The 14,884-nt window shown below is 34.8% G+C and carries 11 protein-coding genes, 2 pseudogenes and 2 riboswitches; of the genes and pseudogenes, 4 read left to right on the top strand and 9 right to left on the bottom strand.

Annotated elements, in window-relative coordinates:
* Window positions 1-58 precede the first annotated feature (58 nt).
* Window positions 59-956, top strand: a pseudogene (locus tag MN581_RS03895) (deaminase).
* 516 nt (window positions 957-1,472) lie between these two features.
* Here the strand turns inward: MN581_RS03895 and MN581_RS03890 are convergent.
* Complete coding sequence (locus tag MN581_RS03890) at window positions 1,473-2,849, bottom strand: NCS2 family permease (RefSeq protein ID WP_241699240.1); 1,377 nt, start codon at window positions 2,847-2,849, stop codon at window positions 1,473-1,475.
* 41 nt (window positions 2,850-2,890) lie between these two features.
* Window positions 2,891-2,992: riboswitch (purine riboswitch) on the bottom strand.
* Window positions 2,993-3,141: 149 nt separating this feature from the next.
* On the opposite strand from MN581_RS03890, the pseudogene MN581_RS03885 reads away from it, so the two are divergent.
* Window positions 3,142-3,395, top strand: a pseudogene (locus tag MN581_RS03885) (IS30 family transposase); the annotation flags it as partial.
* Between the two features lie 68 nt (window positions 3,396-3,463).
* On the opposite strand, the gene menC reads toward MN581_RS03885, so the two are convergent.
* The 6 genes from menC to menB form a co-directional block, all read right to left on the bottom strand.
* Entirely contained in the window at window positions 3,464-4,573 is a 1,110-nt protein-coding gene (gene menC, locus MN581_RS03880) for an o-succinylbenzoate synthase (RefSeq protein WP_117972387.1), read from the bottom strand.
* Window positions 4,574-4,583: 10 nt separating this feature from the next.
* A complete protein-coding gene (gene menH, locus MN581_RS03875; protein ID WP_241699239.1) occupies window positions 4,584-5,336 on the bottom strand; it encodes a 2-succinyl-6-hydroxy-2,4-cyclohexadiene-1-carboxylate synthase in 753 nt (250 codons plus the stop codon).
* Window positions 5,337-5,389: 53 nt separating this feature from the next.
* Window positions 5,390-7,105: a 2-succinyl-5-enolpyruvyl-6-hydroxy-3-cyclohexene-1-carboxylic-acid synthase gene (gene menD / locus MN581_RS03870; protein ID WP_241699238.1), complete on the bottom strand. Its 1,716-nt coding sequence runs from the start codon at window positions 7,103-7,105 to the stop codon at window positions 5,390-5,392.
* Complete coding sequence (locus tag MN581_RS03865; RefSeq protein WP_241699237.1) at window positions 7,089-8,465, bottom strand: isochorismate synthase; 1,377 nt, start codon at window positions 8,463-8,465, stop codon at window positions 7,089-7,091. Before MN581_RS03865 ends, menD begins: the two co-directional genes overlap by 17 nt.
* 67 nt (window positions 8,466-8,532) lie before the next feature.
* The gene (locus tag MN581_RS03860) at window positions 8,533-9,957 is read right to left on the bottom strand and encodes an o-succinylbenzoate--CoA ligase (protein ID WP_241699236.1); all 1,425 of its coding nucleotides are present in this window, start codon (window positions 9,955-9,957) and stop codon (window positions 8,533-8,535) included.
* A gap of 13 nt (window positions 9,958-9,970) precedes the next feature.
* Window positions 9,971-10,786, bottom strand: a complete 816-nt coding sequence (gene menB / locus MN581_RS03855) for a 1,4-dihydroxy-2-naphthoyl-CoA synthase (protein WP_117972382.1) — start codon at window positions 10,784-10,786, stop codon at window positions 9,971-9,973.
* A 146-nt stretch (window positions 10,787-10,932) separates the two neighbouring features.
* Here menB and MN581_RS03850 point away from each other — a divergent pair, with 146 nt between their 5' ends.
* Together MN581_RS03850 and MN581_RS03845 are read left to right on the top strand one after the other, a co-directional pair.
* Entirely contained in the window at window positions 10,933-11,304 is a 372-nt protein-coding gene (locus MN581_RS03850) for a hotdog fold thioesterase (protein WP_241699235.1), read from the top strand.
* A 373-nt stretch (window positions 11,305-11,677) separates the two neighbouring features.
* Window positions 11,678-11,845, top strand: a complete 168-nt coding sequence (locus MN581_RS03845) for a hypothetical protein (protein ID WP_241699234.1) — start codon at window positions 11,678-11,680, stop codon at window positions 11,843-11,845.
* Window positions 11,846-12,123: 278 nt separating this feature from the next.
* Here the strand turns inward: MN581_RS03845 and MN581_RS03840 are convergent, their stop codons facing one another.
* Both MN581_RS03840 and MN581_RS03835 read right to left on the bottom strand, forming a co-directional pair.
* Entirely contained in the window at window positions 12,124-13,413 is a 1,290-nt protein-coding gene (locus tag MN581_RS03840) for a DUF4767 domain-containing protein (RefSeq protein WP_241699233.1), read from the bottom strand.
* A gap of 90 nt (window positions 13,414-13,503) precedes the next feature.
* Window positions 13,504-14,694: a chloride channel protein gene (locus MN581_RS03835; protein ID WP_241699232.1), complete on the bottom strand. Its 1,191-nt coding sequence runs from the start codon at window positions 14,692-14,694 to the stop codon at window positions 13,504-13,506.
* Window positions 14,695-14,733: 39 nt separating this feature from the next.
* Window positions 14,734-14,814, bottom strand: a riboswitch (Fluoride riboswitch).
* Window positions 14,815-14,884: the final 70 nt, after the last annotated feature.

The raw sequence follows: 14,884 nt of genomic DNA, 5'->3' as shown, positions 1-14,884 counted from the left end.
TGCTTACTGGTTAACAAACGTGCGTATAGAAACTGGATTTATCAGAGAAAATGACTAGATTAAAGCAACTGAAACACAATTAGTGGCGATCCATATCCACAATGGAAAGATTACAACGATTATTCCTACAGAAGATTTTTCTGCTACTGATGAAAAATTTATAGATTGTAATGAACAGTTACTGCTTCCAGGTATCGTAGATAAACACTGCCACTTAGACAAAAGTAAATTAGGAACACCCTATACTCTGATCACTCCTGCTAAAAGTTTAGTGGAACGTTTCGAAACAGAAATTCCTATATTGGATAGTCTAGATGAACCGATTGAGGTGCGTCTTAAAGCACTGTATGACTTAGAAGTTTCTCATGGCGTGACTGCGTTTAGGTCTCATATAGATATTGAGCTAGCAACAGGCCTTAGATACCTAAACGCCATGACATCATTGCGAAAAAATGTGTGTACACCTATAAAATTAGTTGCGTTTCCACAACATGGATTATTACGTTCAAAAATCAATCAATTAATGGAACGAACTTTACAAAATGGTGCTAATTTTGTTGGCGGCGTGGATCCTTACTCACTAGATTATAACGAGTGTTCCTATTACACCAAATACGATTCCTCCGATCATGGAACGTATCGATTACGGTGTCTCTGTTCATCTAGGTTGTGATAATATTTACGACTGTTGGTCTCCTTACGGTGATGGCTCACTTCAAGAAAAATTGGTGCGTTTAGGTGAATTATTTAACGTAAAAGATCAAAATGATTTGACTCAGCTTTTAGGATTAATGACTGATGGCGTGACTACTTTAGATAAAGACGGAAACCATATATGGCCTAATGTTGGTGATGAAGCTACTTATTTACTTACTCCAGCAATGTCATCAGCTGAATTTGTTGCTAGAAAATCGCCTATCACATCAAGCTATTATCAAGGAAAACAAGTGAAATAAAAAGCTGACTAAAAAGGCTTAAAGTAGATGTATTGGTCATGACCTAAAACAGGTCATGATTTCCGCAACTTCTAGCCAAATAACTCATGTATTTTCTCGCATCATTTATACTGTTACTATTAATCATCCTCGAGCTTTGTCGATATCTATCAACATCACGACAGAATCATAATAATCATGATTTGTATTAAGTCTTATATTATTAATACTGAACTGATTTTTGTAACACCTTTATAAGTCGAGGCTGCTAATAAAATTCCTTGTAAATTAATTCACCATAATCCTTCTAACGAATTTAGTACTAAGATATCTGGATCCAGTTAAAGTACACGTTTTATTGTTTTAGGTAGAATATCCCCACAAAGTAAACGATAATACATCTCTTTTTGGGAGGGGCTTGACCGACAACTTTAAGTCGATTGTAAGTTAACTTATTTTTATTACAGTATGTTTCGCAAACAAACCGTATAAGATACAAAATCCACATGTCATCACTTTTAGACATGTGGATTTTAGTTAAATTGTAAATAAATAGAGTATAGAAATCACTGTGATAAAATGCATCACATTTGGAATTTCTTTTAATCGTCCGGCAAACATCATGCATAACTCATAAGATAAAAATCCTAATACAAGTCCTAAAGCAATTGAACCGGTTAACGGCATCATGACAATCGTTAAAAATGCTGGAATAACTTCTTCAAATCCACCATCCCAATCAATCCCTGTGATGTTTTGCATCATAAAAATACCAATTACAACCATCGCTGGCGTGGTCACAGCTGTTGTGACAAGAGATAACACTGGATAAAAGAAGGCTGATAATAAAAATAATCCCGCCACAATGACACTCATCAAACCAGTTCTAGCACCAGCAATAATTCCTGATACAGATTCAATATAAGTTGATAAACTTGATGTTCCTAAGATTGAACCAAAAAATGTTCCCAAAGCATCGGCACTGTAAATACGTTTGTTGTCTTCAAAGCTTTCTTGTTTAATATCGGATACTTGTGTTGCAGCTGCAGACAATGTCGTCGCTGTTCCAAAGAAATCTAAAAATAAAAATGTCAAAATAATAACAATAGAATCTAACGATAACATCTTATCTAAATTTTTCACCGCAACCATAAATGTATCGTTCATCATGGCATTCATTGGCTCAGTCGGAATGACAACGGGCGATCCCTTTGGTAATTGCGGTAATGTCGCGATAACATCTGCACTAAGGTTAAACCAATTCATTGATGCACCAAATCGAATAAACAATCCACATACGGCAGCACCAATCATTCCTAGAAACACGGCATATTGATTTTTTCTCACTAAGAAAAATGCGGCTGTGATGATACCAAAGAATGCGATAATCACATTAGGGTTAGAAAAACCGCCAAATGTAATAAACATTCCCTCATCTGGTACGATGATTCCTGAATTTTTAAAACTAACAAAAGCGATAAAAATCCCCAAACCTACTGTTCCTGCTTGTTTCACATTCGTTGGTATAGCTTTAATTATTTTAGAGCGAGCACCTGAAAAAGCAAGCATTAAAAATAATACTGAGGCAACGAAAACGGATGCCAATGCTTCTTGCCAAGATTTTCCCATTTGCAAAACAACTGAATAAGCAAAAAAAGCATTCATTGACATACATGGTGCAAGACCTAGTGGAAATTTTGCCCATAACCCCACAATAAGCATGGCGATGGCTGAAGACAAAATAGTCGACATAAAGACGGCATCTTGTGGCATCCCTGCTTGCCCTAAAATAATCGGATTAACAAAAATAACATAGGACATCGCAAAAAATGCCGTTAACCCTCCTGTAAACTCTCGTTTAAAAGTAGAACCTGAAGCGGTGATACCAAAATACTGATCAATCTTTTCCTTCATTACTATTCCTCCTATTGATTTAAAAAACACATCATGGCAGAATAATAAGATTCATTTGCCAAAGTAAGTTACTTTACGGGTAACTTGTAGAAACTTCTAGACCGTATTACTAGAATTATATGGTTTTTTATTACCTCGATATCATAACAACTTTCTTTTACTTTTTCAACAGTGAAACGAACAAATATAATTAAAAATATAATAATAGTTAATTTTTATTGCTTTTTTACTATCTATTTTAACTTAATCACGATTAATTACATAAAAAAGGCAGACGTTTTTTAAACAACTGTCTTTGATTAATTATAATGATGTTGATATCTATTTTACTGAGCCTGGAACCCCATCCCAAAGAGGTTTAAACGAATAGTCTAATGGGTTGCTACGTCAAGATAAATTGCCCAGAAAATGGATTTCAATGAAGTGGAGAACTCGTTTATCCATTCTATCACATCTAAAAGAAATAATATTCCTAGAAAATCATTAAACTATAAAACACCATTAGAAGTATTTTTGAGTTATGTAGACAACATAGATTTTTTCTAGCTTAATTTGACAAATGAAAAATATAAAATAAAAAGCAACCCTTGGCTGCTTATAAAATACAAAAATATTTATTTGACATACATCACATGATAGTGACCATATTTTTCTAACATCTCTTTATTTAATGTCACACCTAACCCAGTTTCCCTAGGTACACTTAGCCTTCCATTTTCTAGTTCAAACGTTTCATTAATGATATCTTCTTTAAAATATCGAGTTGAAGCGGAAATATCACCCGGAAAATTAAACCCTTCTTGAGAAGCAAAAGCCAAGTTAAGTGCTCGTCCAACACCTGACTCAAACATGCCACCACACCATAGTCCTAAGCCATTATTTTTACAATACTCAACAATTTTTTGTGCTTGTGTCACACCACCTACACGCGAAATTTTTAGATTAACAGCTCCCAAGCTACCTAAACGATGACCTAACATCACGTCTTCTACACTACGAATATTTTCATCTAGACAAATCGGTGTTTCAATATTCTTTTGAAGTTCAGCATGTTCTAAAAAATCTGAATAGCCAAAAGGTTGCTCAATCATCGATAGTTGATACGTGTCTAGTTCTTTAAAAATAGTTAGACTGTCTAAATCATAAGCAGAATTTGCATCCACCATTAAAAGCATCTCTGGAAAATGACTTCTTACAGCTTTCACAAAATCTACATCCTGATTGGGTGCTATTTTTAATTTTATCCGAGTATATCCTTCAGCCACATAACGTGATACCACTTCAATCAAATCCTGTACGCTTTTTTGAATGCCAATACTCACCCCAACAGATAATTTATCAGTCTGACTACTAAATAGTTCTGCCAAACTTTTTTTATGCCTTTTTGCATACAAATCCCAAATTGCTGTTTCTAAAGAAGATTTAGCCATCCAGTTTCCACGTATTACAGAAAATAATCGTGTGACATCATCGGGATGAGTAATCTGTGACTGAACTAACAACGGAATTAAATGATTAGCTAGAATCAACCGAGCTGTTTCTAATGTTTCTTCTGTATAATCAGGTTGTTTAAACGCTACTAATTCCCCGTATCCTTGGTTACCAAGTTCATCTGTCACAACAAGAATATCCATCGCTTTATGCGATAAAAAGCCATAACTTGTTTTAAATGGTGCCACTAAAGGTAGTTGCACATGATAACTCTCTATTTTTGTGATATTCATAACCTATCCCTCACTCTAAAAGTTGTATCACTGTTGCTAAAAACACTGCTGGTTTTTCAACATGAATGCAATGACCACTATCTTCAAACTCAATCACCGTTGATTCTTTCATAAGCTGATTCATCTGCTTAGCCAGTGATACAAACTTAACGTCTTTCTGTCCAACCAAAAAATAAGGATGAAAAGGATACTCTTTTTCTAATTTCCTCCATAGTGATGGTTGAGTCCCTGTACCAAAATAGTGCAAGCTCATAGCAAGTCCGATTGCTTGTTGCGACAGTCGTTCCTGTCTAATAGTCTCACGAACTGTTTGTGACAACGTCTTTTGTGTATCAAATAAAGGGATCGTCTCCCAGTAATCAACAAATGCTTCAATCCCCTTATCTAGCAATAAACAAGCTAAACGATTATCTGATTGGCGACGATTCCCCCTTGAATCAGCTTCAGCTAACCCTGGGGAAGAACTTTCCAGAATCAGTGAATTGACTCGTGTCGGATATTCAAATGCGTAAGCCAATGCAAGACGTCCTCCCATTGAGTAACCCAACAGATCTATTTTATCTAGATTTAAAAACTCACGTATCTCTTCCAAATCTTTTACCTGTTGTTCACTTGTATAGCGATAAGGGTGAACAAAGACACTTGTCTTTCCGTGCCCTATCAAATCAATCGCGATAACATTATGGGTTTTGATAGCATGTAAAAAACGAAACGTTTGTGATGTTCCAGTAAACCCATGCAAACACAGTAATGTTGGTTTCATACAGTCGAACTCTGTCACATAATTGATATAATAGTCTAAATCTCTGACGCTTATTAGCATGTCATATCACGTTCTATTGTCTGACGTACTTGTTGTTGGAACGCTCTTCTTAACTCTGCGTTTTCTTCTCGATTAGTACGAACTTCAATCAATCTTGGATAATTCGGTCGGTCGTTAAGTAAGCTTTCTAACTCAATTAAGGATTCAGCAGATGAATAATCCAGCGATACCATGTTAGCCATAGCTTCAAAATTAACATTAGTTGAGGTAGCGAATAAATCATCAAACAACGAAGTCGGTAAGTTTTTTTGAGATAGCATTGAAAATATTCCACCACCATCATTGTTTATCACAATAATCGTAATAGGTAATTGATATTTTGTCGCCATAGCCAAACCTGTCGTGTCATGAAAACAAGATAAGTCCCCTATCAATAGTCGTGTGTGACGTGTTGTATCATTTGCTGCTACACCTATAGCAGTTGAGGTTACCCCGTCTATTCCGTTTACCCCACGATTACCATAAATAGTAACTCTTTCTTTCGTGACAGGAAGATATGTATCTAAATCTCTAATAGGCATACTATTTGAGACAAACAACTGATCATTTTCTTGCATCGTGTGATAAACGACTTGGGTGATATTACCTTCACTAAATAATGTTGTATCTTGGTTTTTTATGCTGTTTACAACGATTTGGTCTAATTTATTAAATAATTCTAGCCAACTTTCATCAGCCCTTTTTAACTGAGTTTCTAACATATTGGATAAAAAGTCGACTTCATCTGACACGATTAATGTTGTCATCATTTTTGATGCATCTAACCATTCTGTTGCAGATTCTACTAGATAATAATCACCTGTAAATGTCGCGAGCCACTGATTTAACGGTTTTGAAACAGGTAGTTTTCCAAATCGCACAATGATATCAGGTGTCATATTTTCTTTGACATAACGTAAATACGTATCATAGTATGGTGAAATTGTGGGACTATTTATGCCAAAAGTTCGAATGTTTGCTAACGGATCAGCTAGAATAACCCAACCTAATTGTTCTGCCAAGTCAACTAATTGTCTCACTGCTTCCTCATCAAATGATGGCCCTACAACAAAAGTGCCTTTTTTTCCTGACCAGTTTTGGCTTATCTTTTCAATCTCAGCATTTGATAGACACCTTTTTCCAGTCATTGTATTAACTGACTTAACTTTTGGAACAGCTAAGTCTAAATCAGGTAATAGTGGCTCTCTTAACGGTAAATTCAGATGAACAGGTCCTTGTGGCAATGAATAAGATAGATTTGATAATTTTGCTCCTTGAACGTAAGCATATTGATACATCTCTTCTGTTCCTTCAGGTAACGCCATTTCAACAAACTGTTTAACTTGTGAACCATACATATTAAGTTGATTCATCGTTTGTGGTGCACCGTTATCTCTTAATTCATGTGGGCGATCTGTTGTCACCACAACAAGCGGTACATTCGATTGCTTCGCCTCAGACACGGCAGGTAAATAATTTGCCGCCGCTGTTCCTGATGTACACACTAACGCCACTGGTTTTTGACTTGCTTTACTCAACCCCACAGCAAAAAATCCCGCTGAACGTTCATCGACATCGATATAGGTTTTTATTTCTGAACGTTGGTGCAATAAAATGGACACGGGCGTAGACCTAGACCCTGGACTAATCACTGCTTGAGTTACTCCACCATCAATCAACCCTTGGATGAATGAATTGATATAGTTTGTCATACTACTTTGATGTGACATTTTCTTCTCCTCCTATCGCACGTAACATTGGCTGAAATTTCACACGTGTTTCTTTTAATTCTTCTTGAGGAATAGAGTCCGCTACAACCCCACAGCCTGCATATAACGTTGCTGATTTTCCTGATAAAAGTGCCGAACGAATGCCTACCGCGAATTCCCCTTCCTCAAGTATCACTGAACTCCAACCAATTGGGGCTCCGTACAAGCCACGGTTGATTGGTTCATGTTCTCTAATCCATTTTGTTGTCAACTCTTTGGGTTGTCCACCTAATGCTGGCGTTGGATGTAACTGCTCGATAGCTGAAAAAAATGATATATCAGCTTTTTTTTCGCCACTAAATGGGTAAAACAAATGTTGTATGTCTCGGTTTTTTAATAATGATGGCTGACCTTTTTCCGATAAAGTTTCAGTAATCTGGCTCATATCACGCTCAATTGCCTCTACAACGATTTGGTGCTCCACTTGATTTTTCATGTCATTTAATAATTGACTGCCAAGTTGATTATCTTCTCCTACTGTTTTTCCACGTGGTATAGACCCTGCTACACACGCTGTTGAAATGTTATTTTCTTGTAGTAACAACAATCTTTCTGGTGTGGCACCTATAAAAGCATTCTCGTTATGTTCTAAAACAAAAACATACGTATTTTCTTGTTGCTCTAGACAATTTTTTAAAACATCATTCACTGAAAAGACCTCTGTTGCCTCTATAAACAACTCTCGTGCTAAAACAATTTTTCTAATATCACTATCAGAGGTTATCTCATCAATCGCCAGTTCAACCGTCTCTAACCACTCTGGAACATGAATTTCATTAGCTTGTATCTGTTGACGAGTTGGTGACTCAGATTGTCTACTTTGACTAACCGTATTCCACAATGACACGATGTTTTCCCACTGTGTATTTAAATCATTACTTGATTCTACAATCATATTGAACGTTAAAAAGCGATTATCATTTGTTTGGGTTACCATGATTTTAGGTATAAAGAGATACCCATCCCCTAACTCTTGCCATGTTTTTTGACTATCAACAGTTTTATCAAAAGGAAATCCACCTAAAAAAACAGGTCCAGTTCCACTGTGTTTAGCATTCGTTATCGTGTTTTTCAACAATTTTTCACGACTAATCGCCATATCACGGTAATCTTGTGCCACATATTCTTTACATGTGCCTAAGCCCACAATAGAAAACGACGCATCTGGTGTTTGCCAAAAATAACGAGTGGTAAATACTTTTTTTGCTTGATAAAAATAAGGCACAACAGCCTCTAAAATGTCGGATAAATTGACTACCCAACTAACCAACGTTGGTTTATTTATCTCTAATTTTCTAACATCATTTGGTATATTAAACATGAATTAAAACTCCTTTAATACAATGAAAAGAAGCCAACCATACCTATCAAGATGGTTGGCGCTTCTTTTACTCATTTACTAATAATCGTTTTGCCACTTTACCACTAGCTGTACGTGGTAAGGATTCAACGACATAATATTTTTTTGGGCATTTATATTTCGCTAAAAAGTTAAGGCAAGTTTCATTTATCTTCTCTATATCTATCGTGTCGTCCATCACAATATATGCTACAGGAACTTCACCCCATGTATCGTCATTCTCTCCTACAACAGCGACTTCCATTATACCGGATAAACTTGCTATGCATTGTTCAACTTCAGCTGGATAGATATTTTCCCCACCCGAAATAATGAGTTCACTCAAACGACTGACAACATATAAGTATCCGTCCTCATCAAGATATCCTAAATCACCAGTTTTAAAGTAACCATCTGACGTCCATGACGACGATTTATTGAGATAACCTGGGGAAATATTGGGACCAGATAATAGTATTTCACCAATTTCCATTGGTTCACAGGTTTCATCATTTTTTCTAATGACAAGACTTATCCCATCTAATGGTAAGCCAGATGACCCTATTTTTTGAAGGGCATCATCATATCCTAATGCCACTACCTGTGAACACGTTTCAGTCATACCAAAGGACTGAATCACTGGAATGTCTTTGCTAAAACAATCTTGTAGCATCTCTTTAGAGACAGGTCCGCCACCAACAAGTAAACATTTAAACTTATCAGAATATCCTTGCTTTGGATAGGCTTGTAATAATTGTTTGAGCATCACATTAACAACTGATGAAACGGTTATGTCTCCTGTTTTAAACAAACGAGACATAAGAGATGCATCAAATTTTTCAAGTATATACACTCCACACCCTATCACTAACTGACGAACAACAATGGATAAACCACTAATATGGAACATTGGAACAGCACATCCCCAAACATCTTGAGCCGTAATGTTCATATTTTTTTGTGTCCCTATGCTACTTGCTAAATGATTACGAAACGTTTGGATCACACCTTTAGGCTTACCAGTTGTGCCTGAAGTATACATAATAGAAGCTGTTGCATCAACTGAAAAGGTTGGATAACTAATCGAATCAAGCAGTGGTTGACAATGGATATCCGAAAAAGAAATCAACTGAACGTGATTGAAATTTTTTTCTTTTAAATCATCTGCGACAAATATCGTTTTCACCCCAGAATCTTCCAGTTGATATGACAATTCTTGAGTGGTTAGATGCGTATTTAAAAAGACAATTTCTTTTCCTAATGACCACAAAGCTAAAATTAAAAAATACATGTCACTTGAATTGTGACTCAAAATAGCGACGCGTTTATCATTTTGTGATAAAAACACCATCACTCTTTTGGCTCTTTCATCGACTTCACTAGCAATCTCTGCTATTGTCCAAGACTGATTAATAGTATATAACCCAATTTTGTCTGGATGTGTTTCTAGTTGTGCTGTTAACCATGGTAACATTGTCTTCACTCTTTTATGGGAATTTTGGAAATTGATCAAAGTCAGGATCACGTTTTTCCTTAAACGAATCGCGGCCTTCTTTGGCTTCGTCCATTGTGTAATATAAAAGGGTCGCATCTCCTGCTAATTGTTGAATACCAGCTAAGCCATCTGTATCTGCATTCATTGCCGCTTTAATCATACGTAGCGCAATTGGACTTTTAGTTAGTAATTCTTCAGCCCATTCCATCGTCACTTCTTCGACTTTATCTAAAGGTGCAACTGTGTTAATCCAACCCATTTCAAGAGCTTCTTCAGCTGTGTATTGTTTTGTCATAAACCAAACTTCTTTAGCTTTCTTATGACCAACCACACGTGCTAAATAACCTGACCCATAACCACCATCAAAACTTCCGACGTTTGGTCCTGTTTGACCAAACATGGCATTATCAGCAGCGATTGTTAAATCACACACTAATTGCAACACATTTCCGCCACCAATGGACCAACCTTTAACCATTGCAATAACCGGTTTTGGAATGACGCGAATTAATCGTTGTAAATCTAAAACATTTAAACGAGGGATTTGGTCTTCTCCAACATATCCACCATGTCCACGTACTTTTTGATCACCACCAGAACAAAAGGCTAACTCACCTTCTCCCGTTAAAATAATCACCCCAATATCTGTCATATCACGGCTAATTGTAAATGCATCTATTAATTCAAACACTGTTTTAGGTGTAAAGGCATTATGTACCTGCGGACGGTTAATACTAATTTTAGCTATTTTCCCATGTTGTGTGAATAAAATTTCATCATATTCTTTAATTGTTTTCCAATCATACATTTTATAAAGTTCCCCCTTAATTTTCTACTCATCAATTATACACAATCTTATCTGAAATAGTAGAATTGATGCTTATTACTAATAAACTTTTATAAAATACTTCGCAATGTTATAATCTATCTACTAAATCAAAGGACTGATCACAAGTGAATGCTTTAGATTATTTAGACATTAAAATCGAAGACGTTTTAAAAGAAAAGGTCATCTTAACTATGGTAGTTGATGTGAAACACTTACAACCTTTTGGCTTAATGCACGGTGGGATGAATGCTGTTTTGATTGAAACAGCAACAAGTATTGGATCAAATGAGTCAATAGATACAACCAAGCAAGTTGCTGTTGGACTTGATATTCAAGTCAATCATCTTAAGAGTGCCGTCAAAGGTGATACGTTAACGGTTGTAGCCATCCCTGACCATATTGGAAAAACAACACAAGTTTGGCAAGCTGAAATCACTAATCAAAAGCAACAAAAAGTCAGCGTGGGAAGATGCACGCTGATGGTAAAAAATAAGTAATAATATTAATACGCACTATTTTTATACATATTAAGTAATATAGATTTAATAGGTTACGGTTATTTTATCTTTACTTTATACTTAAATAATAATATTTGTATAGTATGATAAAATAACTAAAAGTATGTAGAGTCTATAGATGGATTATCAAAATATAGAGTGATTTTAATTGCAATAGTTTTACTCATTTTATTATAAATAGAGCAAAAACATAGTGTTTTCATAACCAATTAAAAAATTTGACGGGCAAATCGAAATAATACTTTTTGTAAAAAATAACAAAGTTAAAAAAGTAAAGCTAATATACACTGTTCAATATAATGATAAAAACAACTTTTCTTTTTATCAAGATAGAACCGATAAAATTTCTTATATGTGGCATCAAGAAGGTATTGTTTCTAGTTTAAAAACTAATGATAAAGAATCTATATTAACTTCAAATGACTTATCAAATGAGCAAATTATGGATATGTTTGGTACTACAGATTATAAAACAGCAGAATCTATTTTATTTATGTTTAGTCAAGGTTACACAAACTAAATGAACGATAGCCTGTTTTCCTTATAGGAAAACAGGCTATCTAACTAATCAATATTTAAGTTTTAAAGTTGTGAGTGACTATTTACTACATTTAGGTTTACTTCTCATTTAAACGACACAATCCCGAACCTCTATTGCATCCTTGTAGCCCTATAGCTACGCCAGTTTGAATAAATTTCATTAAAATATTCCAAATTTCGCTTAATAAATATTTTTCATATTACATACATCATAACATACTTTACTCATTTTACCAAAAATATAACTATTATTAAAACCTATATATCATTCTCAATGATTGGAATAAGCTTATTGGCTAAGTCATCTGAAACATCTTTAATGTTAATAACTGACGCATCTGAAATTACCTTATTGGCAAGTTCTTTTCCTTTTACAGGATCGTCCCATTCTTTATCTTGATAATGACTAGGAACAGGATATAAAGTCACTGTGCCATCTTCATTATTATGGTATGTAAACATCCCTGCCGCTAGAGGGTTTCCTGAAATAACTGTTACATCTTCCGGTAAATAAACACCCGTTTCCCAGATTTGTAAAGATTTATTTGGATATAAACTGTAAGTTGTGGTTGAATTTAGTAAGCTACTCACATTTGACTCGGTTAAGTTAGTCATTTTTATCAATACTTTGGCTGCTAATAATTTATTGTTTTCATAACTTGTTGATGTTGATTGAGTTGACTGTGCTACATCTCCACCTACAATCTGACTAAATCCAGCCTTAATATCAGTGTTTTGTGTTTCACTAAAATGTAAATAATTTTCATTGTTACCTTGATTTTGTTGTGTTACATATACTTTTGGTTTCCCATTTTCAATAATAAAGAAATACACATGTTTTTGTAAATAAGGTTGTGTATCAGCATCTGAATAGACAGCTACTAATTGATAAGGTGAGCTACCTTCTCCTGTTTCTGACCACTCTACTTGTACTGGTTGATTGTTGATTGCCATAGTCCACTCACCACTAAAGATATCTCCTGGAACATTGACACCATATAAATCAACACTACTTGTTTTGCTATATTCTTTGTAATCTTGTCCCATTTTATTACTGAATTGTGCCATAAATCCTCTTAGACTATCTCTTTTACTATCATTCCATACAGTATTTGATGCTGCTTCTTTTTTATCCGAACTCTCCGTTGTTTTTTCTTCTTTTTTACTGTCATCTTTTTCGGCTTCTTTTTTCATCTGAGATATTTCTGTTTTTTCTTTTTTGGCATACTCTACTAATTTATCAGAGCCATGTTCAATTTTTATAACAGCATCTAAACTAGCCTTGGCTTCGTCGTATTTTTTCTTTTCTTTTTTATCCAGCGCATTAATGTAACGTTTTAATTGACTTTGATAGTTTTTTGCTTCTTCATCTTTTGGTTTACTTTCCAAAGCCATTTCTACAAATCCTTCAGCTTGTTCAAATTTTTTCTCAACAATCGCTTCTTTTGTCTTTTGCATTGATTGATCAAAGTTATCACTCTTCCCACAAGCTGTAACACTCACCAACATGCCACATAGTAATAATATTTTTTTCCATTTTTTATTCATGATATATCTCCTATGATAAATTAATCAACAACCATATAAATATTATACATTAAAAAATAGAGGTCTGTCTCACATTTTTTAATAACTTTCTTAATTGTATTTTTGTAAGGGGTAGATGCTCTTTCCTTTTGCAGATACAAATGATGTCACACAAACAATAACAAAGAAAGGTAAATAACTAAAACCAAATACTTCTCCTCCAATAAAAATAGGCGCAAAAAGGGTGTTCGTTGCACTACCAAAAACACTCGCATATCCCAATGCTGCGGTCAGTTCTATTGGTAACCCAATTAATTGACCCAAGACAACACCTAATGTCGCCCCAATAGAAAATAATGGTGTGACTTCTCCGCCTAGAAATCCGACTGATAAGGTTAACACAGTCAATAATAATTTTAATAACCAATCATAATAATGAACTGATTGGTTAGTAAAGGACATCTCGATAAGATTTGTTCCTAAGCCAGAGTATCTACCTTGTCCCAATAGCATCAATAATGCGCTTAAAACTACCCCACCTATTCCAATTTTAATAACAGGATTTTTAATTAATTTGCTCAAATACCCTTTAGTATACTCTACAAGTCCGACAAATAATCGACCAGTTAACCCAAATAATACTCCTAATAAAACTAAAGTAATAAACAACGATAAATCAATGTCTAATTTTGTCGTTAATAGAACCTGAAATTTTTCCAATCCTAATTGTTTTGATGTCTGACTTGCTACAAAAGCCCCAATCAACGTAGGAAATAGTACATCGTGACGTAATGTTCCTACTACTAGAACTTCCAATGCAAAAAAAGTCGCCGCAATAGGGGTTTCAAATAATCCAGCAAAACCTGCTGCAATCCCGATAATGATAAAATGACTTGTTAACTCCTCTTGTTTTATGAGTCGCCCAAACCAACTTGACACTGTTGATCCAAGTTGAACAGCGACACCTTCTCTACCAGCACTTCCACCAAATAGATGCGTCATCCATGTTCCAACCATAACAAAAGGAATCAATCTCAATGTAATCTCCTGTCTTGTTTCATGCCCTGCTTCAAAAACAAGAGACATACCTTTATAACTTTCTTTGCCATACTTCATAAATAAATGCATAAAAATCATACCAGAAAAGGCTAAAAATGGTATAAGCTGATAGAAATATTCCACCCTAATAGTGGATACCCAAATCAATATTTTACCAAAAAAAGTATCTAATCCACCAACTATTAACCCAATAACAACACTACTAATTATTAAAATGGTTTGTCTTTTAATTAACTTCTTCATTTTTTCCTCCTAAAAAAATGACTCCTACACACCTAAATAAGATATGTAGAAGTCATTAGCATTTCTTGCGGTTTCAGTATCTATAACGAACTGTGGGAGACATTCATTCCCTCGTATTAAGTTAATTAAATTATCTTACATGACGAGATAATTGTCAATTATTGGTTTTTCTCTGATAAAAATAAATTAG

Origin of the sequence: Vagococcus sp. CY53-2 (assembly GCF_022604695.1) — a bacterium.
Classification (GTDB): domain Bacteria; phylum Bacillota; class Bacilli; order Lactobacillales; family Vagococcaceae; genus Vagococcus.
The sequence above is the reverse complement of the archived record's forward strand: the minus strand, read 5'-3'. Positions and strand labels throughout refer to the sequence as shown.